At 61.4% G+C, this 22,808-nt stretch carries 26 protein-coding genes; 11 read left to right on the forward strand and 15 right to left on the reverse strand.

Going from position 1 to position 22,808, the window contains the following annotated elements; translation table 11 throughout:
* Nucleotides 1–4: 4 nt before the first annotated feature.
* From AB6803_RS24285 to tsaD, 7 genes are read right to left on the reverse strand one after another with little or no spacing between them, the layout of a single operon-like run.
* Nucleotides 5–655, reverse strand: coding sequence for a methyltransferase (locus AB6803_RS24285; RefSeq protein ID WP_371111287.1), 651 nt, complete (start codon nt 653–655; stop codon nt 5–7).
* Between the two features lie 21 nt (nt 656–676).
* A complete protein-coding gene (locus AB6803_RS24290) occupies nt 677–1,108 on the reverse strand; it encodes an EVE domain-containing protein (protein ID WP_371111288.1) in 432 nt (143 codons plus the stop codon).
* A gap of 3 nt (nt 1,109–1,111) precedes the next feature.
* Nucleotides 1,112–1,405, reverse strand: coding sequence for a YciI-like protein (locus AB6803_RS24295; RefSeq protein ID WP_371111289.1), 294 nt, complete (start codon nt 1,403–1,405; stop codon nt 1,112–1,114).
* A gap of 55 nt (nt 1,406–1,460) precedes the next feature.
* Entirely contained in the window at nt 1,461–1,895 is a 435-nt protein-coding gene (locus tag AB6803_RS24300) for a PIN domain-containing protein (protein WP_371111290.1), read from the reverse strand.
* Entirely contained in the window at nt 1,892–2,191 is a 300-nt protein-coding gene (locus AB6803_RS24305) for a hypothetical protein (protein WP_371111291.1), read from the reverse strand. Before AB6803_RS24305 ends, AB6803_RS24300 begins: the two co-directional genes overlap by 4 nt.
* 53 nt (nt 2,192–2,244) lie before the next feature.
* A complete protein-coding gene (locus tag AB6803_RS24310; RefSeq protein ID WP_371111292.1) occupies nt 2,245–3,234 on the reverse strand; it encodes an NAD(P)H-dependent glycerol-3-phosphate dehydrogenase in 990 nt (329 codons plus the stop codon).
* Nucleotides 3,231–4,328 (reverse strand): tRNA (adenosine(37)-N6)-threonylcarbamoyltransferase complex transferase subunit TsaD, encoded by a 1,098-nt coding sequence (gene tsaD, locus AB6803_RS24315; protein ID WP_007690199.1) that lies wholly within the window; start codon nt 4,326–4,328, stop codon nt 3,231–3,233. Before tsaD ends, AB6803_RS24310 begins: the two co-directional genes overlap by 4 nt.
* 84 nt (nt 4,329–4,412) lie before the next feature.
* Between tsaD and hemC the strand changes: the two genes are divergently transcribed.
* From hemC to AB6803_RS24345, 6 genes are all read left to right on the forward strand, one after another.
* Complete coding sequence (gene hemC, locus AB6803_RS24320) at nt 4,413–5,342, forward strand: hydroxymethylbilane synthase (RefSeq protein WP_371111293.1); 930 nt, start codon at nt 4,413–4,415, stop codon at nt 5,340–5,342.
* 6 nt (nt 5,343–5,348) lie between these two features.
* Entirely contained in the window at nt 5,349–6,074 is a 726-nt protein-coding gene (locus AB6803_RS24325; RefSeq protein WP_371111294.1) for a uroporphyrinogen-III synthase, read from the forward strand.
* 79 nt (nt 6,075–6,153) lie between these two features.
* Nucleotides 6,154–7,431 (forward strand): COG4223 family protein, encoded by a 1,278-nt coding sequence (locus AB6803_RS24330; RefSeq protein WP_371111295.1) that lies wholly within the window; start codon nt 6,154–6,156, stop codon nt 7,429–7,431.
* Nucleotides 7,432–7,446: 15 nt separating this feature from the next.
* Entirely contained in the window at nt 7,447–9,039 is a 1,593-nt protein-coding gene (locus tag AB6803_RS24335) for a heme biosynthesis protein HemY (RefSeq protein ID WP_371111296.1), read from the forward strand.
* A 71-nt stretch (nt 9,040–9,110) separates the two neighbouring features.
* Entirely contained in the window at nt 9,111–9,596 is a 486-nt protein-coding gene (locus tag AB6803_RS24340; RefSeq protein WP_371111297.1) for a TerB family tellurite resistance protein, read from the forward strand.
* Nucleotides 9,589–10,323 carry a glutamine amidotransferase gene (locus AB6803_RS24345; RefSeq protein ID WP_371111407.1) on the forward strand — a complete coding sequence of 245 codons (735 nt, stop codon included), beginning with the start codon at nt 9,589–9,591 and terminating at the stop codon, nt 10,321–10,323. Before AB6803_RS24340 ends, AB6803_RS24345 begins: the two co-directional genes overlap by 8 nt.
* 13 nt (nt 10,324–10,336) lie before the next feature.
* On the opposite strand, the gene AB6803_RS24350 is transcribed toward AB6803_RS24345, so the two are convergent.
* Complete coding sequence (locus AB6803_RS24350) at nt 10,337–10,957, reverse strand: poly-gamma-glutamate hydrolase family protein (protein WP_371111298.1); 621 nt, start codon at nt 10,955–10,957, stop codon at nt 10,337–10,339.
* Between the two features lie 8 nt (nt 10,958–10,965).
* Nucleotides 10,966–12,222 (reverse strand): MFS transporter, encoded by a 1,257-nt coding sequence (locus tag AB6803_RS24355; protein WP_371111299.1) that lies wholly within the window; start codon nt 12,220–12,222, stop codon nt 10,966–10,968.
* A gap of 107 nt (nt 12,223–12,329) precedes the next feature.
* Here AB6803_RS24355 and AB6803_RS24360 point away from each other — a divergent pair, with 107 nt between their 5' ends.
* Nucleotides 12,330–12,653 carry a YggT family protein gene (locus tag AB6803_RS24360; protein ID WP_371111300.1) on the forward strand — a complete coding sequence of 108 codons (324 nt, stop codon included), beginning with the start codon at nt 12,330–12,332 and terminating at the stop codon, nt 12,651–12,653.
* Complete coding sequence (locus tag AB6803_RS24365) at nt 12,650–12,964, forward strand: DUF167 domain-containing protein (RefSeq protein ID WP_371111301.1); 315 nt, start codon at nt 12,650–12,652, stop codon at nt 12,962–12,964. The genes AB6803_RS24360 and AB6803_RS24365 overlap by 4 nt, the downstream gene beginning before the upstream one ends.
* Here AB6803_RS24365 and ppa read toward each other — a convergent pair whose 3' ends face one another.
* From ppa to typA, 3 genes are all read right to left on the reverse strand, one after another.
* On the reverse strand, nt 12,965–13,501 hold the full coding sequence (ppa, locus tag AB6803_RS24370; RefSeq protein ID WP_007693707.1) for an inorganic diphosphatase: 537 nt from the start codon (nt 13,499–13,501) through the stop codon (nt 12,965–12,967).
* Nucleotides 13,502–13,627: 126 nt separating this feature from the next.
* Nucleotides 13,628–14,134, reverse strand: a complete 507-nt coding sequence (locus tag AB6803_RS24375; RefSeq protein WP_047466139.1) for a GNAT family N-acetyltransferase — start codon at nt 14,132–14,134, stop codon at nt 13,628–13,630.
* A 205-nt stretch (nt 14,135–14,339) separates the two neighbouring features.
* The gene (typA, locus tag AB6803_RS24380) at nt 14,340–16,166 is read right to left on the reverse strand and encodes a translational GTPase TypA (RefSeq protein ID WP_371111302.1); all 1,827 of its coding nucleotides are present in this window, start codon (nt 16,164–16,166) and stop codon (nt 14,340–14,342) included.
* Nucleotides 16,167–16,356: 190 nt separating this feature from the next.
* Between typA and AB6803_RS24385 the strand changes: the two genes are divergently transcribed.
* A complete protein-coding gene (locus tag AB6803_RS24385; RefSeq protein ID WP_371111303.1) occupies nt 16,357–16,830 on the forward strand; it encodes a hypothetical protein in 474 nt (157 codons plus the stop codon).
* A 138-nt stretch (nt 16,831–16,968) separates the two neighbouring features.
* Here the strand turns inward: AB6803_RS24385 and AB6803_RS24390 are convergent, their stop codons facing one another.
* Together AB6803_RS24390 and AB6803_RS24395 are read right to left on the reverse strand one after the other, a co-directional pair.
* On the reverse strand, nt 16,969–19,029 hold the full coding sequence (locus AB6803_RS24390; RefSeq protein ID WP_371111304.1) for a M3 family metallopeptidase: 2,061 nt from the start codon (nt 19,027–19,029) through the stop codon (nt 16,969–16,971).
* A gap of 94 nt (nt 19,030–19,123) precedes the next feature.
* The gene (locus AB6803_RS24395) at nt 19,124–19,765 is read right to left on the reverse strand and encodes a LysE family translocator (protein ID WP_371111305.1); all 642 of its coding nucleotides are present in this window, start codon (nt 19,763–19,765) and stop codon (nt 19,124–19,126) included.
* Nucleotides 19,766–19,924: 159 nt separating this feature from the next.
* Between AB6803_RS24395 and AB6803_RS24400 the strand changes: the two genes are divergently transcribed.
* Complete coding sequence (locus tag AB6803_RS24400; protein ID WP_371111306.1) at nt 19,925–20,407, forward strand: MarR family winged helix-turn-helix transcriptional regulator; 483 nt, start codon at nt 19,925–19,927, stop codon at nt 20,405–20,407.
* A 79-nt stretch (nt 20,408–20,486) separates the two neighbouring features.
* On the opposite strand, the gene AB6803_RS24405 is transcribed toward AB6803_RS24400, so the two are convergent.
* Complete coding sequence (locus AB6803_RS24405) at nt 20,487–21,710, reverse strand: argininosuccinate synthase (RefSeq protein WP_007693714.1); 1,224 nt, start codon at nt 21,708–21,710, stop codon at nt 20,487–20,489.
* A gap of 240 nt (nt 21,711–21,950) precedes the next feature.
* On the opposite strand from AB6803_RS24405, the gene AB6803_RS24410 reads away from it, so the two are divergent.
* The gene (locus AB6803_RS24410) at nt 21,951–22,805 is read left to right on the forward strand and encodes an SDR family NAD(P)-dependent oxidoreductase (RefSeq protein ID WP_371111307.1); all 855 of its coding nucleotides are present in this window, start codon (nt 21,951–21,953) and stop codon (nt 22,803–22,805) included.
* Nucleotides 22,806–22,808 lie beyond the last annotated feature (3 nt).

A 22,808-nucleotide genomic window follows, 5' to 3' on the forward strand; every position in this document is an offset into this window, starting at 1 on the left:
ATCGTTAGTCGGCGAGAAACCGCCAGACCGTCGTCTTCTTGACTTCGCTGTCCTCCAGCGCCCGCGTTACCGGCACGTGATAGCTGGCCTGCGCCTCCAGCCGATCCCTGGGCAAATAGGCGCGGCCTGGATCGCCGACCAGAACCAGAAGCCCCTCCCCCGCCAGCCGCCGAAACCAGGGAATGAGGCGATCGGCAAAGTCGCGATCGTAAAACACGTCCCCGGCGAGAACGACGTCGGCATCGATCGCCCGACCCACGAGATTGTCGCCGGTGAAATCGAGCGCGACGCCATTTTCCATAGCGTTCAATCGCACCGCCGTTTCCGCCCAGGGGTCGATATCGGCGGCCAACACCCGACCGGCGCTCGCAAGCCTCGCCGCAATCGCAACCAGCCCCGAGCCGCTGGCGAAATCGACGACCCGTTTGCCGGCGACCTCGTCGGGATGATCGATGATATAGCGTGCAAGCCCCTGCCCGCCGGCCCAGGCAAAAGCCCAGAAGGGCGGAGGCAGGCCGATCTCCTCGAGCTCCTCCTCCGTCTTCAGCCAGAGATCATGAGCTTCGCTGGCCAGATGCAGCCGGATTTCCGGTACATGCGGCGGCGCCATGACGCTGGTGTTCGTACGGATGAACGTCTCCGGATTGGTCTTCAAGGCGCCCTCAGGTCGGAAGTATCAAACGGGCGGATTGTCGAGCTCGCCCATACGGCAGACTTCAAGATACTCATCTGATGTCACCGGCTGCACGGAAAGCCGCATCGAGGTCACCAGCGACATCTGCGAAAGCTTCGGATTGGCCTTGATATCCTTCAGCGACACCGGCTTCGGCATATCGCGCACGGCGCGGATATCGACGCAATCCCAGCGCGGATCGTCCTTGGCGGTCGCATCGGGATGCGAGAGCGCGCAAACCTCGACGATACCGACGATCTCCAGCCCGTCATTGGAATGATAGAAGAAACCCTTGTCGCCGATCTGCATCGCCCGCATGTTGTTGCGGGCGAGATAGTTGCGAACACCGGTCCAGGCCGTGCCCTCGCTCCCGGCATCCTTCTGCTGCTGCCAGGACCAGGAGGACGGCTCGGATTTATACAGCCAATGCGCCATGCCTCACGCCTCCGGATTGTTGAAGACCCAGTTGAACGGCTTGACCTCGACACTCTCGAACAGGCCGGCCTTGGTGTAGGGATCGGAATCGGCAATCGCCTTGGCCGCCTCGATCGTATCGGCATTGACGATGACCAGGCTGCCATTCGGCTTGCCGTCGGCATCGAGGAACGGACCCGCCATCTTCAGCGTACCCTCGGCATTGAGCTTGTTCAGATGCTCGACGTGGGCGGGACGCGTGTCCATGCGGACATTCAGGTGACCGGGCTTGTCCTTGCAGACAAAGGCAAACAGCATTGTTTTATTCTCCTATGGAAATCAGAGTATGAGTGTTTATTCGCTCTCGGAACAATTAGCCGGTGCTCCTCCGCAGAGGATTGACGATATCTAGACCCCAAAAGTCTCTTTCGTTGTCTGTTGCCAAAACACAATCATTTACAATAGCCACCGAGGCAATAATCATATCGAAGGCATCGCGTGGCCGACCCGCTGCTTTTCCTTCGGCCATAAGCTGTGCCCAGACCAATCCGGCGCGTTCGTCGAAGGCAAGAATACGACCGGCGAATACCGCTTGCGGCCCCGCACGGCTTGAAAACCACGCTTCCAACAGGTTACGTCTGCGGCCCGTCGGCATGATCAGAATACCGCGCTGAATCTCGGCGACGGCAAGGGATGGAACAAACAAGTCACTATCCGGCTGCTCTTCGTACCACGCCAGAAGCGCCCTCGAAGGTTCGGGCTTGATCGCATTGCTGACGATATTGGTATCAAGCAAATAGCGCGTCACAAATCGATCTCACGCGGGCGCGTCCGCAGCCGTTCGAGATCGAGTTCCGCATCCTCAAGAGGAAAACTCCGCAGCGCGGCAATGACGCCGCCCTTCTTTGGCGGCTCTTCCGAAATCGTCTTTCTGACAAGATCGCGGATGCGAGCCGATTCAGGATTATCCTCTGCCAAAAGCCGCGCCAGCGAGCGGATGAGAGCACGGTCGCCATCAAGTCCGAGCACCTCGAAGCGAGCCAAGCCACGCTCTTCGAGACGAGAACGATAATTCTGAATTGCGCGCTTTTGTGAGCTGCCCATCGTGGCCTCCGATTATATCCAGTAATATATCCAGTGCGCCAGCGATATTCAAGCTATTCCGTCGTGATCGGCCGCGTCATCAATTGCTCGATGGCGGTCGGGATATCCAGCTTGCCGTCGATAATGGCCGAAACGGCTTCGGTGATCGGCATATCGACGCCGAGCCCCTGCGCCAGCTTCGCCGCGATCGAGGCAGCGTAGGCGCCCTCGACCAGTTCCCCATGCGCGGGATCGACCGTCTGGCCCTGACCGAGCGCAATGCCGAAGCGCAGGTTGCGGGACTGGTGGCTGGTGGCGGTCAGCACGAGATCGCCGAGGCCGGAAAGCCCGCGCACGGTCTCCGCTTTGCCACCTTTGGCGAAAACGAAGCGCGACATCTCGGCAAGGCCGCGGCTGATCAGCGCCGCCCGCGCCGAATCGCCGATCCCGCGTCCTTCGACGATGCCGCAGGCAATCGCCAGCACATTCTTCAGCGCGCCGCCCAGTTGCACGCCGACGCGATCGGACGAGGCATAAAGACGGAAGGTGCGGCCTGAAATCGCCTGCGCTAACCGTTCCGCCACCGCCATGTCGGCCGCCGCGATCGCCATGGCCGTCGGCAGCCCCTTGGCGATATCGGCGGCAAAGCCCGGCCCGGAGAGGACGGCGATGGCGTGATGCGGCAATTCGCGTTCCAGCATGTCGGTCAGGAGATCGCCGGAGACCTTGTCGATGCCCTTGGCGCAGGTGACAACAACGGCGTCAGGCGCGAGATAGGGGCCATAATGGCGTGCCGCGTCCGCCTGCGCCTGCGACGGCATGGCGAAGAGCACGATGCCGGCAGCGGAAATCGAATCCGGCTCGGCGGAAAATTGCAGCGAATCCGGCAGTTCGATGCCAGGTAGAGCAGCATCGTTCATCCGGTCGGTATTAAGGTCGGCCATCAGCGCCGCCTTGCGCCCGACCAGCGTCACCTGGCTCTTGCCCGTCAAGGCAATGACGGCGGCAAGCGCCGTGCCGAAAGCGCCGGCACCGATGACCGCGATCCGTTCATTGCCGCTCATGCCTTCGCTCCTCGTTTGCCATGCCCCAGAAGCGTTTCCGCCTTCTGATCAAGCGGCCAGCGCGAGCGCGGCTGCACATCGAGACCGTCAGGTGCGGCCCCCGTCGCCATGCGCTCCAGCCCGGCCCAAGCGATCATCACGGCATTGTCGGTGCAGAGGCTCAGCGGCGGCGCGATGAAGCGGAAACCATTGAGATCGCAAAGCTCCTGCAGCGTGCGCCGCAGCTCGAGATTGGCGGCGACGCCGCCGGCCACCACCAGCGCCGGCTTTTCCGCCGTCTTCGGAAACTCACTCTTGAAGCGCTGCAGGCCGCGCCCGATCCGGTCCTTCAATGTGCGCGACACCGCCTTCTGGAAGGAGGCGCAGATATCGGCGATGTCCTGCTCGCTCACCGGCGCGATCGTCGTCGCCGCCAGCCGCACCGCCGTCTTAAGGCCCGAAAAGGAAAAATCCAGCCGCGTTTCGCCGACCAGCGGCCGCGGAAGATCGAACCGGTCCGGATTACCCTTCTTCGCCGCCGCCTCGACCGCGGGGCCGCCGGGATAGGGCAGGCCGAGCAGCTTTGCCGTCTTGTCGAAGGCTTCGCCCAGCGCATCGTCGATCGTCGTGCCCCAGCGCTCGTACTGGCCGACTCCGCGCACGAGGATCAATTGCGTATGGCCGCCGGAGACGAGCAGCATGAGATAGGGGAAGGCGAGGCCATCCGTCAGCCGTGCCGTCAGCGCATGGCCTTCCAGATGGTTGATGGCATAGAGCGGCTTGCCGGTTGCCCTGGATATCGCCTTGCCGGTCATCAGCCCGACGAGCAGCCCGCCGATCAGGCCGGGGCCGGAGGTGGCGGCGATGGCATCGACATCGGCCAGCGACACATTGGCGCGCTTCAGTGCCTCGTCAATCAACGTATCCAGTGCCTCGACATGGGCACGCGCAGCAATCTCGGGCACGACGCCGCCATAGGCGCTATGCTCGTCCAACTGGCTCAAAACAACGTCTGAGCGTACGATGGCGGTGCCGTCATCCTGGCGCTCGACAATGGCCGCGGCGGTTTCGTCGCAGCTTGTTTCGATGCCGAGAATACGAAGAAAGGACGCCATGGAAGTCGTTCAATGCCTGTTGGTCGATTGCGATAAAGCGGAAATATGGTTACGGGGACTGTCGGTAACAACGGATCAAAGCGGATGCAAACAAAACCTTTCCGGATCGGCACGCGCGGCAGCCCGCTAGCATTGGCGCAGGCGCACGAGGCCCGTGACCGCCTGATGGCGGCGCATGGCCTGCCCGAGGAAATGTTCGAGATCGTCGCTCTGACCACCAAAGGCGACCGCATCGCCGATCGTGCGCTGGCGGAAATCGGTGGCAAGGGCCTGTTCACCGAAGAACTGGAAGAGAAGCTGACCTCGGGCGAGCTCGACTTCGCCGTGCACTCCGCCAAGGATATGGCGACGAAACTGCCGGACGGGCTGGCTCTATCAGCCTACCTGCCGCGCGAGGATATTCGCGATTCCGTTATCGGCCGCACGGCACCGAGGCTGATCGAGCTGCCGCATGGCGCAACCGTCGGCTCGGCATCGCTGCGCCGCCAGGCGCTGATCCGCCGCCTGCGCCCCGATATCAACGTCATCACCTTTCGCGGCTCGGTCCAGACCCGGCTTCGCAAGCTGGAAGAGGGACAGGCGGACGCAACGCTCCTGGCTGTCGCCGGCCTGAAACGGCTCGGCAGGGTGGATGTGATCACCGATATCCTCGACCCCGACGCATTCCCGCCGGCGCCGGCGCAGGGCGCGATCGGCATTGAAAGCCGCATCGGCGACAAGAGGATGAACGACCTCCTCGCCGCTATCAACGATAGCCCGACCTTCGATACCGTCTCCTGCGAGCGCGGCTTCCTCGCAGCACTCGACGGCTCTTGCCGCACGCCGATCGCCGGCTATGCCCTCTGCGAGGGCGATCATATCCGCTTCTTCGGCATGATCCTGACGCCGGACGGTCAGCAGGTGCACACCACCACCATAGAGGGTCACCGCCGGGACGCCGAGGCGCTCGGCACCAATGCCGGCCAGGCGATCCGCGCCGAGGCCGGCAGCACCTTCTTCGAAGACTGGACCTGATCGCCCATGCGCGTCGTCGTCACCCGCCCCCAGCATTCGGGTGAACGCACCGTCCAGCGACTGACGGAGATGGGACATGAGGCACTGTTGCTGCCACTGTCGGAGCCAGTACATGATGCCGAAGCGGCTAGTCGTGGGCTCTCGGAGACGCAGGATGCTATCGCCGTCACTAGCGCCGAGGCGATCCGAGCTTTAGTCGCACTGGATCAGAATCTTTCACCTCATCTCAGCCGCCCGCTTTTCGCTGTCGGCAAGGCAACGGCGAAAGAGGCTAGAAGTGTTGGCTTCACGCATGTTCTCGCCTCCGAAGGCAGCGGCATCGAACTCGCGGAGCTGATTGCTCGCAACCAGACAAGTACACAGCAGCCCCTGCTCTATCTCGCCGGTTTGCCACGCGCTGCCGGTTTTGAAACCAGATTGTCGGAACTGAATATCCCGCTGCGGACGGTGGAGTGCTACCATATGCTGGATATTACCCCCGACGATGCGATCCTTCGCAAGTTTTTTATCGACACCCCGGCCGACGCCGTACTGCTCTATTCTCGCCAGACGGCACTGCGCTTCTTCAGCCTGCCCTTCTTGCGGCAACACTCGTATACCCTTGCCCCGACAAGGTTCCTCTGCCTCAGTGAAGCGATTGCGAATGCTGTGCCGGCCTTGCTGCGCATCCATGCGGAGATTGCCGCCATGCCGGATGAAGACAGTCTTCTGGCGCTTCTGACGGCGGAGTAAGGCCTCAATTTTGATCTAAGCTCTTTCCATATTCGACTTGTCTGTCTAACCTCGCTGCAGCGCATGAAAAGAGGACCTCATGGTATCGCGAAAAACGCCAAACCATTCGAAGCCCAACGACGAGCCGGTCACGATCGACCTGAAAGCCGAGGAAGCTGCGCAAGCCGCAGCTTCGGAGGACGTCACGGAGCGCAACCCCAGCGAACCCGGCAGCTCGTCCGCCAACGAGGTGGAAATGCCGCTGGAAGCGGAGAAGGAAACTCTGCGCGACGAGGAGGCCGGCGAGCCTGTCACGGAAACAGCGGAAGAGAAGCTCAAGGCCGAGCTCGACCAAGAAGCCGAGACCTACTCTTTCCGTAGCGAGCCCCCCGCCACACCCCCGCAGCGACAACAAGGATCGACCTCGGGCCTGATTGCCGCCGGCATCGTCGGCGGTTTGATCTCCCTCATCTGCGTCGGTGCCATCCAGTATGCCGGTCTCCTGCCCGGCGGCAGGGCGACGAAAGACACGTCCGCCGACATCGCTGCGCTTACCGCCGAAATCGACGGGCTGAAGCAGACCGTTGCCAATCTCGCCGCCGCACCCACGGCAGCGCCCGACACGACGCTCACTGCTCGCATTGCCGCCCTCGAGACAGCCGCCGCCAACAACACGGCAACCGGCGGATCATCCGGAGCAAGCAGCGGCGACGCCGATCAGAAGATCGCGGCGCTCAGTGCCCAGATCGGCCAGTTGAAAGCAAGCCTCGACCAGGCGACGCAAAGCCAGGCCTCGGCCGATGCCGATGTCAGCAAGCGTCTCGATGATGCCGAAAAGAAGCTGAGCGAGCCGAGCCAGGAAAGCGCCGTCGCCCGTGCGATTGCGGCTGCGGCATTGAAGGCGGCGATCGATCGCGGCGGCCCCTTCCAGCCCGAGCTCGACACCTTCGCCAATGTCGCGCCGGACGATCCGGCCGTCGCCGATCTCAAGAACTTCGCCCAGACCGGCATTCCCTCCCGCGCCGATCTCATTCGCCAGGTTTCCAACGTCACGACCGCGATCATCGGCTCGATGCAACAGGACGATCCGAACCAGAGCTGGAGCGACCGGCTGCTGTCGGGCGCCAAATCCCTGGTACAGGTGCGCCCGGTCGGCAACGTCTCCGGCGATAGCGTCGATGCCGTTGCCGCCCGCTTCGAGGACAAGGTGAAGAATGGCGACCTGCCTGGCGCCATCACCGAATGGAACAGCCTCCCGGATGCCGCCAAATCGGCATCCGCCGCCTTCAAGCAGTCGCTGGAAGCCCGCATTCGCGTCGAGGATCTGGTCAGCGACGCGCTGTCGAAGGCGATCGCCAACACCGGAAAACAGAGCTGAGGACGGAGCGCGAGAATGATCAGACTGCTTATCTTCGCCCTCCTCGTCCTGGCGCTCGGCTATGGCTTTTCCTGGCTCGCGGATCGCCCCGGCGATATCTCGCTGGTTTGGGAAGGACAGCTCTACGAGACCAAGCTGATCGTTGCCGCCGGCATCCTGATAGCGCTGGTGGCCGCCGTCATGCTCGTCTGGTGGTTCATCCGGCTGATCTGGAATTCGCCGCATTCCGTCACCCGCTATTTCCGTGCCCGCAAGCGTGACCGCGGCTATCAGGCACTGTCGACGGGGCTGATCGCCGCCGGTGCCGGCAATGCCCTGCTCGCCCGCAAGATGGCGGCACGCACGCGCGGGCTGATCCGCGCCGACCAGGAGCCGCTGATCAACCTGCTTGAGGCGCAGGCTGCCCTGATCGAAGGCAAGCATGACGAAGCTCGCCAGAAATTCGAGCTGATGGCTAACGACCCGGAAACCCGGGAACTCGGCTTGCGTGGTCTCTACCTCGAAGCCAAGCGCCTCGGCGCCAATGAAGCGGCGCGGCAATATGCCGAAAAGGCCGCCGATCACGCTCCCTATCTGCCCTGGGCGGCGCAGGCGACGCTGGAATATCGCAGCCAGGCCGGCAACTGGGACGATGCCATCAAGCTTCTCGACCAGCAGAAAGTCGCCCATGTCGTCGACAAGGAGACCGCCAACCGCCAGCGCGCCGTGCTGTTGACCGCGCGCGCCAATGACAAGCTGGAAAGTGATCCGGCCGGTGCCCGCGACGATGCGCTCGCAGCGCTGAAGCTATCCGCCGATTTCGTCCCCGCCGCGCTGACGGCCGCCAAGGCATTGTTTCGGGAGGACAAAGTGCGCAAGGCCGCATCCGTTCTCGAACAGGTCTGGAAGGCAAAGCCGCATCCGGAGATTGGCAAGGCTTATGTCCGCGCCCGCAGCGGCGACAGCGTCACCGACCGGCTGAAGCGCGCCGAGCGGCTGGAAGCGATCCGCCCGAACAATGTCGAGGCACTGCTCGTCACCGCGAAGGCGGCGCTTGATGCCCATGATTTCGCAAAGGCCCGCGCCAAGGCCGAGGCCGCCGCCCGCATCGACGCCCGCGAGGGCGCCTTCCTGCTGCTGGCCGATATCGAGGAGGCTGAGACTGGCGATCAGGGCCGCGTCCGCCACTGGATGGCGCAGGCGCTACGCGCACCGCGCGATCCGGCCTGGGTGGCCGACGGCTTCGTCTCCGACAAATGGCTGCCGCTGTCGCCCATCACCGGCCGGCTCGATGCCTTCGAATGGAAGGCGCCTTTCGGCCAGATCGAGGGGCCGCTGGAAGAAGGCACAGCCGTTTCGGTCGATGCCGCACTGAAGTCGCTGCCACCGATGCGAGAGACGGCTCCCGCAACCGCTACGGCAAAGCCGCCTTCACCAATAGTTGCATCGCCGACCGCCAGCACCTCTGTTATAGAACTGGAACCGACCGCAGCGAAGCCGGCAACCGCCGCAGTCGAGCCGGCGAAGGAGCCCGAGCCAAGGCCCTTTTTCGGCGGCGCGCCGGATGATCCGGGTGTAAAAAATCGAGAACTTGAATCGGACCCCAAGACACGGCTCAAGTTGTTCTAGGGCATGATCCCAGGAAACGCGTTGCGCTTTCCGAACCAGATCGTGCTCAGTTGCTCTAAGAATGGAACCGAATGTTTGAACGCTTTCAGGAATTTTTCCATAGCCTGACGAAAGACCACTCCAAATCCGGTTTTGCCCCCGACGACCCGCGCATCGCGGTAGCGGCTCTCTGTATCCAGGTGATGGAAGCGGACGGCAAGATCGAGGACAGCGAGAAGAAGCGGCTGCGCAAGTTGTTGAAGGAGCAATATGGCCTTGATGGCCGGCAGCTCGACGCGCTGATCGCCGCCGGCCAGGAGGCAGAGAGCGAGGCGGTCGATTATTACCGCTTTACCTCCGACCTGAAGCGCCATCTGAATGGTGAACAGCGCCTCGAACTCCTCGGCATCCTCTGGGACATCGTCTATGCCGATGGCGAGCGCAGCGAGATGGAGGATCACGCGATCTGGCGGATCGCCGATCTCATGGGCATCTCCGATCGCGAGCGCATCGTGAAGCGCCAGGAGGCTGCCGCCCGCGCACCGGGCCACGCGATGGAGACCGGCGATGATGATTGAGGCGCCTCGGCGCGGCAAGGATCGCCGCCCCGTCCTGATCGTGTTGCACCAGGAGCGCTCCAGCCCCGGCCGCGTCGGTCAGATGCTTCTCGAAAAGGGTTACGACCTCGATGTCCGCCGCCCCGTACTCGGCGACGGACTGCCGACGACGCTGGAAGGTCACGCCGGCGCAGTGGTCTTCGGCGGCCCGATGAGCGTCAATGACCCCGACGGTTTCGTCAAGGCGGAGATCGACTGGCTCGACGTGCCACTCAAGGAAAACCGCCCCTATCTCGGCATCTGTCTCGGCGCGCAGATGCTCGCCCGCCATCTCGGTGCCAAGGTGAAGGCACGCGACGACGGCAAGACCGAAATCGGCTGGTACCCGCTACAGCCGACGGAAAGAGGCCGGCTGCTGATGCGCCGTTGGCCGCAAATGGTCTATCATTTCCACCACGAAGGCTTCGACCTGCCACGCGGAGCCGAACTGCTGGCGACCGGCGAGACCTATCCCAACCAGGCTTACCGCTATGGCGCCAACGCCTGGGGCCTGCAGTTCCACGCCGAACTCACCCGCGCCATGATGCAGCGCTGGGTCGTGCATGGCGAACACCGCTTCTGCATGCCGAACGCCCAGCAGGGCCGCGAGCATCTGGAGGGCCGCATGATCTTCGACGCGGCGCTGAAAGCCTGGCTCTCCGAATTCCTCGACATGGTGTTCGAGGGCAAGCAGGCGATGGCGGCTTGAACTGTCCGATGGTTCAGCCTGCCTCCAACATCGACAGGTATCGATTGATCGCTTGACGCACGGACGCGGCATAGCGTTTGAGCTGATCGCGATCGGCGGCAAGATCATCCCGCACGGCTCTCGGGATTTCCAGCTGAACGCCCGCATTCCGCTTGCCGCCATTGCATATATTGCCGGCCGCCGTACCGGCGAGAGGCTCCCCCTTCACCCTCGCAACGGCCTTGAACCCACCCTCGTGCAATGCCTGCACGATCAGGTCCCGAAGGGCCACATCAAGTCCACCAACCCAGGATGTCTCCGCCGCGTCCCTGTCCGTTCGGCCGTGAATGGCGACCACAATCGAGGATGCGGCTACCAGAACACGCGCCTTCGGCTCATCGAAATTTTCCGAGGCGATGTGTAGCTCGTGATGCGCCCTACCCGCTCCGAGCCCTTCGAAGCAGTAGGCGGAAAAGATATCGGAGGCTATCTCCCGCGCAATCTCTGACGTCGTGGGTTCGATAAACCCGCCATGGGGCGCAATCACAACGACCGGCGACGCTCTCTCTTCCACGCGGATACGATAGTCGACGCTCTCGGTTTCATGCTCTCGCAGCGTGGAGAATGAACTGTATAGATCCGGCTGCCTTGCCATCGTGTACCTCAAGCCACTTGTGGCTCGCCCTCGCGGTCCGGTGCGTTCAGGCTGTCGATCTTGCGCAGTTGCGGGAAGCCGCTTGCCCAGATGACCGCCACCGCCAGCGTCCCGATGCCGCCGATGACGACGGCGGGGATGGCGCCGAAATAATGCGCCATGGTGCCGGCGCGGAATTCGCCGAGTTCGTTCGAGGCGCCGACGAAGACCATGTTGACGGCGTTGACGCGGCCGCGCACATGGTCGGGCGTCCAGAGCGTGATCAGGGTTTCGCGGACATAGACCGAGATCAGGTCGGACGCACCCATGATCGCAAGGGCTGCGATCGACAGCCACGGCGTATGCGAGATGCCGAAGATCAGCGTTCCCAGGCCGAACATGCCGACGCCGATGAACATGCAGATCCCTGCCCGGTGCCGGATAGGATAGGTCGCCAGGAACAGGCCCATGGCGATGGCGCCGAAGCTAGGTGCTGCGCGCAGGAGGCCGAGGCCCCAGGGACCAAGCGTCAGAATATCGCGGGCAAAGATCGGCATCAGCGCCACGGCGCCGCCAAGCAGCACGGCGAAAAGGTCGAGCGAGACAGCACCGAGGACGACCTTCTCCGACCAGATGAACCGGAAGCCGGCGAGGATTTCGGTGAGGCTCTTCGCTTCATGCGCGACGCGTTGATGCGGCTTCGGAATCAGGAAGGTGAGCATCGAGCCTGCGGCAAAGAAGAAGACGGCGACCGTATAGGAGACGCTGGGACCGAGACCATAGAGCAGACCGCCGGCAACCGGGCCGAGAATGGCGGCGGCATCCCAGGACATGGAGTTCCAGGTCACGGCATTCGACAGGTCTTCCGGCGGAATGAGATTAGGGGCGAGCGACTGCAACGCCGGCGACATGAAGGCGCGCTCGATGCCAAAGACGGCAAGGATCAGGAAGACCACCAGCGGCGCGAAAGTGCCGGTGACGGTCAGGAACAGCAGCGCGGCCGTGCAGATCGTGGCAACAAAAATGCAGATGGCGGCAATCATACGCCTGTTGTAGCGGTCGGCGACGGTGCCGGTCACCAGGATCAGCAGCAGCGACGGCAGGAACTGCACCAGCCCGATCAGGCCGAGATAGATCGCATTGCCGGTATGATCATACATCTGCCAGCCGACGGAAACGCTGACGACTTGCGTGGCAAAGGCGGTCAGAAAACGGGCGAAGAAGAAATAGGTGTAGGCGACATGCCGGAAAGCGGCAAATCGATCTCCCCTGGCAACCAAGGACATGAGGCTGGGACTTTCCGGCCGGAACAACTGCGCAAAACGCGCCCGCCTAGCCTGTTAAACATGATTCAGCGTGCTTCAGACTTGCCCGTTTAGTCGCCAATGTCTACATGTCTGTCAACCGCGAAATGGAGACGGACATGCTCGCCTTATTTCAAACCATTGATCTGGCTTTGAATCTTTATACCTGGGTGCTGATCGCCAGCGCCATCTTCTCCTGGCTCTATGCCTTCAACGTCATCAATTCGAGCAATCAGTTCGTCAATTCGGTCGGAAGCTTCCTGTATGCAGTCACCGAACCGGCGCTGCGCCCGATCCGCCGCATCCTTCCCGACCTCGGCGGCATCGACATCTCGCCGATCATCCTGCTGCTGATCATCTTCTTTGTCCGCTCGCTGATGTGGAATTCGCTGTACCCGCTCTTCGTCCGGTGAACGAAGCCTGGCAGGCTTTTGCCGATCATGTGAGATTATCGGTCCGGCTCACGCCCAACGGCGGGCGTGACGCAATCGATGGGACCGAGACCGGCGCCGATGGCGAAACCTATCTGAAGGCACGCGTCTCGGCCGTACCGGAAAAGGGCAAGGCCAACAAGGCGCTGATCGCGCTGCTGGCCAAAAGCCTCGGTGTCCCTAAATCCTCCCTTAGCCTGATCTCCGGCGACACCGCGCGTAAAAAAATCCTCCGGATCGATGGCGACCCGGAGGATTTGACAGACAGGCTGAATGCAATCTTGAAAGCCTGATCAGGCCTTCGCCTTCTTGGCGCGCTCAATGGCTTCAAGAATAAGCTCACCAGCTTCCTTGGAGCCGCCCCAGCCATAGATCTTCACCCACTTGCCGGGCTCCAGATCCTTGTAATGCGCGAAGAAGTGTTCGATCTGCTTCAGCGTGATCTCCGGCAGGTCGGTATGTTCCTTGACCTTCTCGTAGCGCAGCGTCAGCTTCGGCGAGGGAACGGCAATGATCTTTTCGTCCTTGCCGGAATTGTCTTCCATCTTCAGCACGCCGATCGGGCGGACATTGATGACGCAGCCCGGCACCAGCGGACGGGTGCTGGCGATCAGCACGTCGATCGGGTCGCCGTCTTCGGAAAGCGTATGGGGAACGAAGCCGTAATTGCCTGGGTAGGTCATCGGCGTGTAGAGGAAACGGTCGACGACCAGCGTGCCGGCCTCCTTGTCCATTTCATACTTGATCGGGTGACCGCCGACCGGAACTTCAACGATGACGTTGACGTCTTCGGGCGGGTTCTTGCCAATGGAAATCGCGTCGATGCGCATGCGTGTCCCCTAAATATTAAGGATGGTTACCGCAAGCCAGATAATCGGAATCATTCCGCAACGCAACAATGCATTGGTAGAGTGCGGGATTTTATCGGGGATCGCAGCCGGCACGATACGGCTCTCTCAGGGCCAGACGAAACCGATCTTCTTGATCTGCTTGCGGTCGAAGGTCTCGATACCCTCACAGAAATCGGCGCCGCCCTGGCCGCGATAGAAGCGGTCGGCATTCTCGTTTTCCTCGAGGCACCAGACGACCAGACCCTTGCAGCCGAGCGACTTCAATAGCCGGCGCGCCTCGCCGAACAGGAGCCGGCCAAGACCAATGCCCTGATATTCCGGACGAAGATAGAGCTCGTATATCTCGCCTTCCTGCGGCAGCGCACGGGCACGGTTGAGACCGAGGGTCGCATAACCGGCAATCTCGCCGGCGACATCGAGAACGAGAAGCGTCGCCGGGCCGCTGGTCGCCTTGCGCCACCAGCTTTCACCGCGACGCTCGATCATCTGGCTCAGCGCACGATGCGGAATGATGCCGGAATAAGTGTACTGCCACGACTGGCGGTGCACCTCCGAAATGGCCCGGGCATCATGCGGTTCAGCCCGCCGAACATCGATCGACAACGTCTTCATAACGTTTACTCTGGTCTCGCCAGCCCAAATTAACCATCCTCATTTACGAAGACGGCAGACTTGCCCACAGCCTTTATCCGTGGACGACTGCTGAAAATTAACGCCTTTTTAACCTTTGCCACAAGGGTCCAAAAATCGAACACACAAAATAAAACCCCGGCGCAATGGCCGGGGTTGAGTGGTTCGAAGCGATACAGGCCGTCCGTTACGCGGAACGCGCCTTTTCCATGCGCTTGCGCTCGTTCGGATCGAGATACATCTTGCGCAGGCGAATCGACTTCGGCGTGACTTCCATCAACTCGTCGTCCTGGATCCAGGACAGCGCGCGGTCGAGCGTCATGCGGATCGGCGGCGTCAGCTTGACGGCCTCGTCCTTGTTGACCGAGCGAATGTTGGTCAACTGCTTGCCCTTAAGGACGTTGACTTCAAGGTCGTTGTCGCGTGTGTGGATGCCGATAATCATGCCGGCGTAAACCTTTTCACCCGGATCGATGATCATCGGACCGCGGTCTTCAAGGTTGAACATCGCGTAGGCGACAGCTTCGCCGGATGCGTTGGAGAGCAGGACGCCGTTGGAGCGGCCGCCGATCGCGCCCTTGAAGGGCTGATAATCATGGAACAGACGGTTCATGATGGCGGTGCCGCGCGTATCCGTCAGCAGTTCCGACTGATAGCCGATGAGACCGCGGGTCGGTGCAAAGAACTTCAGGCGCAGGCGATTGCCGCCGGACGGACGAAGCTCGACCATTTCGGCCTTGCGCTCGGACATCTTCTGCACGACCACGCCGGAATGTTCTTCATCGACGTCGATGACAACTTCCTCGATCGGCTCCAGCATCACACCCGTTGCCTCGTCCTTGTGCATGACGACGCGCGGACGCGACACGGCAAGCTCGAAGCCTTCGCGACGCATGGTTTCGATCAGAACGGCGAGCTGCAATTCGCCGCGGCCGGAGACGTAGAACGAATCCTTACCTTCGGCTTCTTCGATCTTCAGCGCGACGTTGCCTTCGGCTTCCTTGAAGAGGCGATCGCGGATGACGCGCGAAGTAACCTTGTCGCCTTCGGTGCCAGCCAGCGGGCTGTCGTTAACGATAAAGGACATGGTGACGGTCGGCGGATCGATCGGCTGGGCGTGCAGCGCCTCGGTGACGGACGGATCGCAGAATGTGTCGGCAACCGTACCCTTGGACAAACCAGCGATGGCGACGATATCGCCTGCATGGGCTTCATCGATAGGCGTACGCTCGATGCCGCGGAACGCGAGGATCTTGGAAATGCGGCCGGTTTCGATCAGCTTGCCATCCTGGCCTAGAACCTTGACGGCCTGGTTCGGCTTGATCGAGCCGGAATGAATGCGGCCAGTGATGAGGCGGCCGAGGAAGGGGTTGGATTCGAGAAGCGTGCCGATCATGCGGAATGCACCATCTTCTTCACCGACACTCGGCTCCGGCACATGCTTCAGCACGAGATCGAGAAGCGGGCCAAGGCCTTCCTCAACCGGGCCATCCGGCGAATAGTTCATCCAGCCGGCGCGGCCCGAGCCGTAAAGGATCGGGAAATCGAGCTGCTCGTCGGTGGCGTCAAGCGCTGCGAAAAGATCGAAGACTTCGTTGATAACTTCTTCGTGGCGAGCATCCGGACGGTCGATCTTGTTGATCGCGACGATCGGGCGAAGGCCAACCTTCAGCGCCTTGCCGACCACGAACTTGGTCTGCGGCATCGGGCCTTCTGAGGAATCGACCAGCACGATGGCGCCATCGACCATCGACAGGATGCGCTCGACTTCACCGCCGAAATCGGCGTGGCCGGGGGTGTCGACGATGTTGATGCGAACGCCCTTCCAGATGACGGAGGTCGCCTTGGCGAGAATAGTGATACCGCGCTCTTTTTCCAGATCGTTGGAATCCATCATGCGCTCAACGGTGCGCTGGTTCTCGCGGAAGGAACCGGACTGCTTCAGAAGCTCGTCAACGAGGGTGGTTTTCCCATGGTCAACGTGCGCGATGATCGCGATGTTGCGAAGTGCCATAATCTTATATCTCTGGGGCTGAGGCGCGATATAAAGTAAACACGCCAATTACGTTTGGCGCGCTCATACCCTTTTTTTCGCGTTTGCGAAAGGGGGGAGGCAAGAAAGCAGCAACCAGCCTGTTTTCGCGCCTCTCCAATAGGTCAATTTCACGCTGATCGACAGCAACTGCCAGCCCACCGAGGCACATATGTCTAAAATTCTATATCAGGGCGATCTCTTTGCCGACTATTTCCAAATATACCTGCGCGACGAAGCCCATCCGGACCTGCCCGACGACTATACGGATGAGGTGATCGCTCGCCGCCTCTCCGCCGGACCCCATGCGATCATTCTCCATACCGTGCGCAATATGACCGTGCCGGTTTGCGTAGAATGGCACGATCGCCGCCCAGCGACCAGCCTCGACGCCTACCAGCATGTGGCGGAATCCGGTTTCCACTGCCCTTCGGGCCAGCTCGTGCTAGCCGGTTTGACCGACTACGGCCCAACCGCTCCCCGTCTTGCAGTGAAAGCAGGGGCGCTCGGCGTGCGGGTGAACATGTCCGGCCTCGATACCCTCAGCGAAGACGAACTTGACGGAGACGATCACTACCTCGTGCAGCTTTGGCCCGAGGCCGAACCGAATGACGTGCGCCTGTTGAAGTCATGGCCCGAGAGATAGACTTGTCGCAGAAATTAACGTCCCGCGACTGACCTTTACGATAGTTAGAAGTCCTCAACGGACCACCGGCCGCCACAGATGGCGATTGCTATATTAAGCGCAAATTCACCATCCGGACGGCCACGTGTGGCGGCTAAATCAAGCCGCCAAACCCTTCTTCTTCAGCATCGCATCCGGGCTCGGCAACTTGCCACGAAATGCCTTGTAGGCATCTTCCGGGTCGATCGAGCCGCCGACGGAATAGATGTTGGCCTTCAGTTTTTCGGCCATCGCCGCATTGAAGGCATCGCCGGTTTCCTCGAAGGCGGAGAAGGCGTCAGCGTCGAGCACTTCAGACCACATGTAGGAATAGTACCCGGCCGAATAGCCGTCGCCGGAAAACACATGCTGGAAGTGCGGCGTTGCGTGACGCATGACGATCGATTTCGGCATGCCGATTTCCGCGAGCACCCCGGCCTGCACCGCCATCGGATCCTCGACGGCGCCACGCGTGTGGAAGGCCATGTCGATCAGCGCCGACGAGGTGAATTCCACCGTGTTGAAGCCGGCATTGAAGGTGCGGGCGGCGAGAACCTTGTCGAGCAGTGCCTGCGGGATCGGCTCGCCCGTTTCGTAGTGCACGGCATATTCCTTCAAGATCGCCGGCACGGTCAGCCAATGTTCGTAAAGCTGCGACGGCAGTTCGACGAAATCGCGCGACACGCCGGTGCCGGCAACCGAGGGATAGGTGACATCGGAGAGCATGCCGTGCAGCGCATGACCGAATTCATGGAACAGCGTGCGGGCGTCGTCCAGCGACAGGAGCGCCGGCTTGCCTTCGGCGGGCTTGGCGAAATTGCAGACGTTGTAGATGATCGGCAGCTCACCGACATCGCCGTTCGGCAGCCGCAATTTATGCTGCGACTGGAACGAGCTCATCCAGGCGCCGGAACGCTTCGAGCTGCGCGCGAAATAATCGCCGAGGAACAGCGCGACGAGCCTGTCGGAGCGGTCGCGGATCTCGAAGACGCGGACATCAGGGTGATAGGCGGGAACGCCCTTCTGCTCGATAGCCCGGATGCCGAACAGGCGTCCGGCAACATCGAAGCAAGCGGCGATGATCTTTTCGAGCTGCAGGTAAGGCTTCAGCTCGGCCTCGGAGAAATCGAACTTCTGCGTCCGGATCTTCTCGGCATAATGCCGCCAGTCCCAGGGCATGACCTCGTGATTGCGGCCCTCCTGCGAAATCAGCGCGGCAATATCGGCCTCTTCCTCGCCGGCGCGCGCGGCAGCCTTTGCCCAAACCGCCTTCAGGAGATCGTTCACCGCCTCCGGCGTCTTCGCCATGGTGTTGTCGAGCTTGAGCTCGGCAAAATTGGCATAGCCGAGCAGCTTGGCTTTCTCGGCCCGGAGCGCCAGCGTCTCGCGGATGATCTTGCGATTGTCGGTCTCGCCGCCATTTTCGCCGCGCGCCACCCAGGCCTTGAAAGCCTGTTCGCGCAAATCGCGGCGCTCGGAGGCCGTCAGGAACGGCTCGATGATCGAGCGCGACAAGGTGACGGCATATTTGCCTTCTTCGCCGCGTTCCCGCGCCGCCGCTGCCATCGCATCCTTAAGATAATCGGGCAGGCCGGCAAGATCGGCTTCCTCGGAAAGAATCAGCGCCCAGCTCTTCTCATCACCAAGGACATTCTGACCGAACTGCGCGCCGAGGCCCGCCAGTGTCTCGTTGATCGTCGCAAGCCGTTCCTGCTCGGCCTTCGGCAGCTTGGCGCCCGACTTCACAAAACCCTTCCAGTGCCGTTCCAGCACACGGGTTTCTTCCAGCGTCAGGCCAAGATCGTCACGACCTTCCCACAATGCGTCGATACGGGCGAAAAGCGCTGCATTCATGCCGATCTTCGAATAATGCCGCGATATTTTCGGCGCGATCTGGCGCTCCAGGGTCTGGATCACCTCATTCGTATGGGCGCCGGCCTTGTTCCAGAACAGCGCGGACACCCGCGACAGCGCGTCGCCGGCAATCTCAAGCGCAGTAACGGTGTTGGCGAAGTTCGGCGCTTCGCCATTGTCGGCAATCGCATCGATCTCCGTCTCGTGGGAGGCCAGGGCCGCATCGAAGGCAGGCGCGAAATCGGTGTCTTTCACCGCGTCGAAACGTGGCAGGCCCTGATGCCCGGTCCATTCGACGAGCGCGGGGTTGACGGCTTGGGAAGACATGCGAGCATCCTTTCGGCAGACATCTGATCGAAGCACGATATAGGACCCGCTCCGCCAGATTGGTATGGCGGAGCGGAACAAAAATGAGGAATGGTCAGGCCTTGCGCCATCCGAGCAGGCCGGGCGTCGCATGCCACAGCGCCTGGGCCGCAAACCCCATGAAGAGCACGCCGGAACAACGCACGATCAGCCGCTCGTGAGCGCGATAGAAGCGCCGGACGACACCCGCGCCGATAATTCCGATCAGAATGATGTCGGCGGTGATGAAGCCGGCGAGAGAGACGGTAACCAGCAACGGCAGCGCGCTGAACGTCAACGCCCCGGCCGACCCCGCCACCAGCGCGGTAAAGGTCGCGAGCGCCACCGGATATCCCTTCGGATTGGTGACGCCGAAGATCAGGCCGCGGCGGAACGGGCGGTCGACATTGAGCAGCGTCTTACCATCATCCCTCGGCTTGGCCGTCACCGCACTCCAGCCGATCCAGGCGAGATAAAAGCCGCAGAGCAATCCAAGGAGATCGAAAACGAAGGTGCCGAGAGTTTTTGCACCGACGATTGCAACCAAAGCGAGCGACGACCAGATAAGGTCTCCGACGAGATGGCCGCTCATGAAGAAGGCCCCGGCCTTGCGTCCCTGCCCCGCACCGATGCCGAGCAGCGCCAGAAAGGCCGGACCGGGAATCAGCACATAGAACAACGCCGCCAGAAAGGCGCCGACGATAAGTGATTGCGTCATATTGAAAGTTCCCGATAGCAATCGTGACAGATTAACGACGCGCCTACCCGGGTCAAGCCAACCAAGTCGTGTGAAGATTAAAGAATCCATTGAATTTAGGGGGCGTTATCACTAAGAATTTACCGGGGCCTAAAAACAAGCGTAGGTAGGGAAGCGCTTATGAGCAGCAGGATAGATACGGATTCGCTTGCCTTTCTGGTGGCGGATTGCGCACGATTGATGAGAACGGCTTTCGAGCGCCGCATTCTCGCGGCGGGACTTGGCCTCACAGCCGGCGAAGCACGTACGCTGATTCAGGTTGCCGCCGTCAATGGCAGCCGTCAGCTTGACATTGCCTCTCGCATGGGCCTGGAACCGATGACGGTCAGCGCCTTCCTTGACAAGTTGCAGGCACGCGGCCTGATCGAGCGACAGCCCGATCCTCTCGACCGCCGTGCCAAGCGCATCGTGTTGTCGGAAGCCGCCGACGCCAAGCTGAAGCAGATCGGCAGGGAGATCTGTGCGGTGGAGCGCGATGCGGTGCAAGGCTTTAATCATGGCCTGCAGGACGAACTGCATCACGCGCTCCGCGCCTTCCGCAGCAATCTGCAGAATGCGGATATGCCGGTCGAGATGGAACGCGAATTGAGGCCGGCGGAGTAAATCCGGCCCGTCGCGAAGCCGAAAAAGAAGAAGCCCGCCTCCGGTAATCGGAAGCGGGCTATATTTGCTGCAAATCCGCTTACTTGGTCAGGTTGCGCTTGGCGAGCGTGCGCAAGCGCAGCGCGTTGAGCTTGATGAACCCGGCCGCGTCCTTCTGGTCGTAGGCGCCCTGGTCGTCTTCGAAGGTGACCAGCTTGTCGGAATAGAGCGACTTCGGGCTTTCGCGGCCGATCGTCATGACATTGCCCTTGTAGAGCTTCAGCGTCACTTCGCCTTCGACATGCTCCTGGCTCTTGTCAATCAGCGCCTGCAGCATTTCGCGTTCCGGCGAGAACCAGAAGCCGTAATAGATCAGCTCCGCGTAACGCGGCATCAGCTCATCCTTGAGGTGGGCGGCGCCGCGATCAAGCGTGATCGATTCAATAGCCCGGTGAGCGGCGAGCAGGATCGTGCCGCCCGGGGTCTCGTAGACGCCGCGCGACTTCATGCCGACGAAACGGTTCTCGACGAGATCGAGGCGGCCGATGCCGTTGTCGCGGCCATAATCGTTGAGCTTTGCCAGCAGCGTCGCTGGGCTCAGGCGCTCGCCATTGATCGAGACGGCATCACCCTTCTCGAAGCCGACCTTGATGACGGTGGCCTTATCGGGAGCGGCTTCCGGCGAAATCGTCCGCATATGCACATATTCCGGCGCTTCCTGCGACGGATCTTCCAGAACCTTGCCCTCCGACGAGGAGTGCAGAAGATTGGCGTCGACGGAGAACGGCGCTTCGCCCTTCTTGTCCTTGGCAACCGGGATCTGATGCTTCTCGGCAAATTCGAGCAGATCGGTGCGGCTCTTGAACGTCCAGTCGCGCCACGGCGCGATGATCTTGATGTCCGGGTTCAGCGCATAGGCCGACAGTTCGAAGCGGACCTGGTCATTGCCCTTGCCGGTGGCGCCGTGAGCAATCGCGTCGGCGCCAGTCTTTTTGGCGATTTCGATCAGGTGCTTGGAGATCAGCGGGCGGGCGATCGAGGTGCCGAGCAGGTAGACGCCTTCATAAACGGCATTGGCACGGAACATCGGGAAGACGAAATCGCGCACGAACTCTTCGCGCACATCCTCGATATAGATTTCCTTGATGCCGAGCAGCTCGGCCTTCTTGCGCGCCGGTTCCAGCTCTTCGCCCTGGCCGAGATCGGCGGTGAAGGTAACGACTTCGGCGCCAAGCTCCGTCTGCAGCCACTTCAGGATAATCGAGGTGTCGAGACCGCCCGAATAGGCGAGAACGACTTTCTTCACGTCTTTATGTGATGCCATGATAATGAGATCCGTTTCAATGCGAGCCTGTGGAGAGGCCCGCAAACCCTGTGTCGCGGCACTTTTAGCGAGATTATCGCGAGGCGCAAGGGGAAGTGCGCCCGGTTCATGTCGCGCTCGTGACAAGAGGAAGTGACAAGATCGATCCAGAGTTCGAGAACTCGCGATTTCGATTTGACTAGTCAGAGCGACGCGTCATATCTGCCATTATCCAAACAATGCCCGGGGAGGACCCTGCTCGTGACTGATATTCAAGCCATTTTCAAGAAATCCAATGTTGCCGTCATCACCGGCGGCGCTTCCGGTATCGGCCTTGCGGCGGCGAAATATTTCGCCGGGCTCGGCATGAGCGTCGCCATTGCCGATCTTGGTGGCGACCGGCTGGCCGATGCGCGTGCCGAACTCGAAGCGATCGCCGGCGAAGAGCATGTGATGGCAGTCGAAACGGACGTTGCCCAGAAAGAGGCGCTCGAAGCACTCGAACGCGCCGTCCTGCAGCGGTTCGGCCGGGTGCACGTGCTAATGAACAATGCCGGCATCGGGCCGGAAACCTCGATCTTCAGCCCGCAGGCCGGCTGGGACGCTATTTTCGGCGTCAATCTCCTCGGCGTCATCAACGGCACACGCGTTTTCGGACCCGCCATGCTGGCCCATGGCGAACCGGGCCTGATCATCAACACCGGTTCGAAGCAGGGCATTACCACGCCACCCGGCAACCCCGCCTACAACGTCTCCAAGGCCGGCGTGAAGGTCTTCACCGAGGCCCTGCAGCATGAGCTGCGCAACACCGAAGGCGCGAAAATCTCGGCGCATCTGCTGATCCCCGGCTTCGTCTTCACCGGCCTCACCCAGGGAGATCGCCGTGAAAAGCCGGCTGCCGCCTGGACGGCGGAACAGACGGTCGATTTCATGGTGGAAAGCCTTGAGCGCGGCGACTTCTACATCCTTTGCCCTGATAACGACGTGGCCCGACCGACCGACGAGCGCCGCATGCTCTGGGCCGCCGGCGATATCGTCGAAAACCGCCCGCCGCTGTCGCGCTGGCATCCGGATTATGCCGACAAGTTCAAGGCATTCCTGGAAAAGAAGGATTGATTT

The sequence above is a fragment of the Rhizobium sp. RCC_161_2 genome, from assembly GCF_041355235.1.
In the GTDB taxonomy this organism is placed as follows: Bacteria; Pseudomonadota; Alphaproteobacteria; order Rhizobiales; family Rhizobiaceae; genus Rhizobium.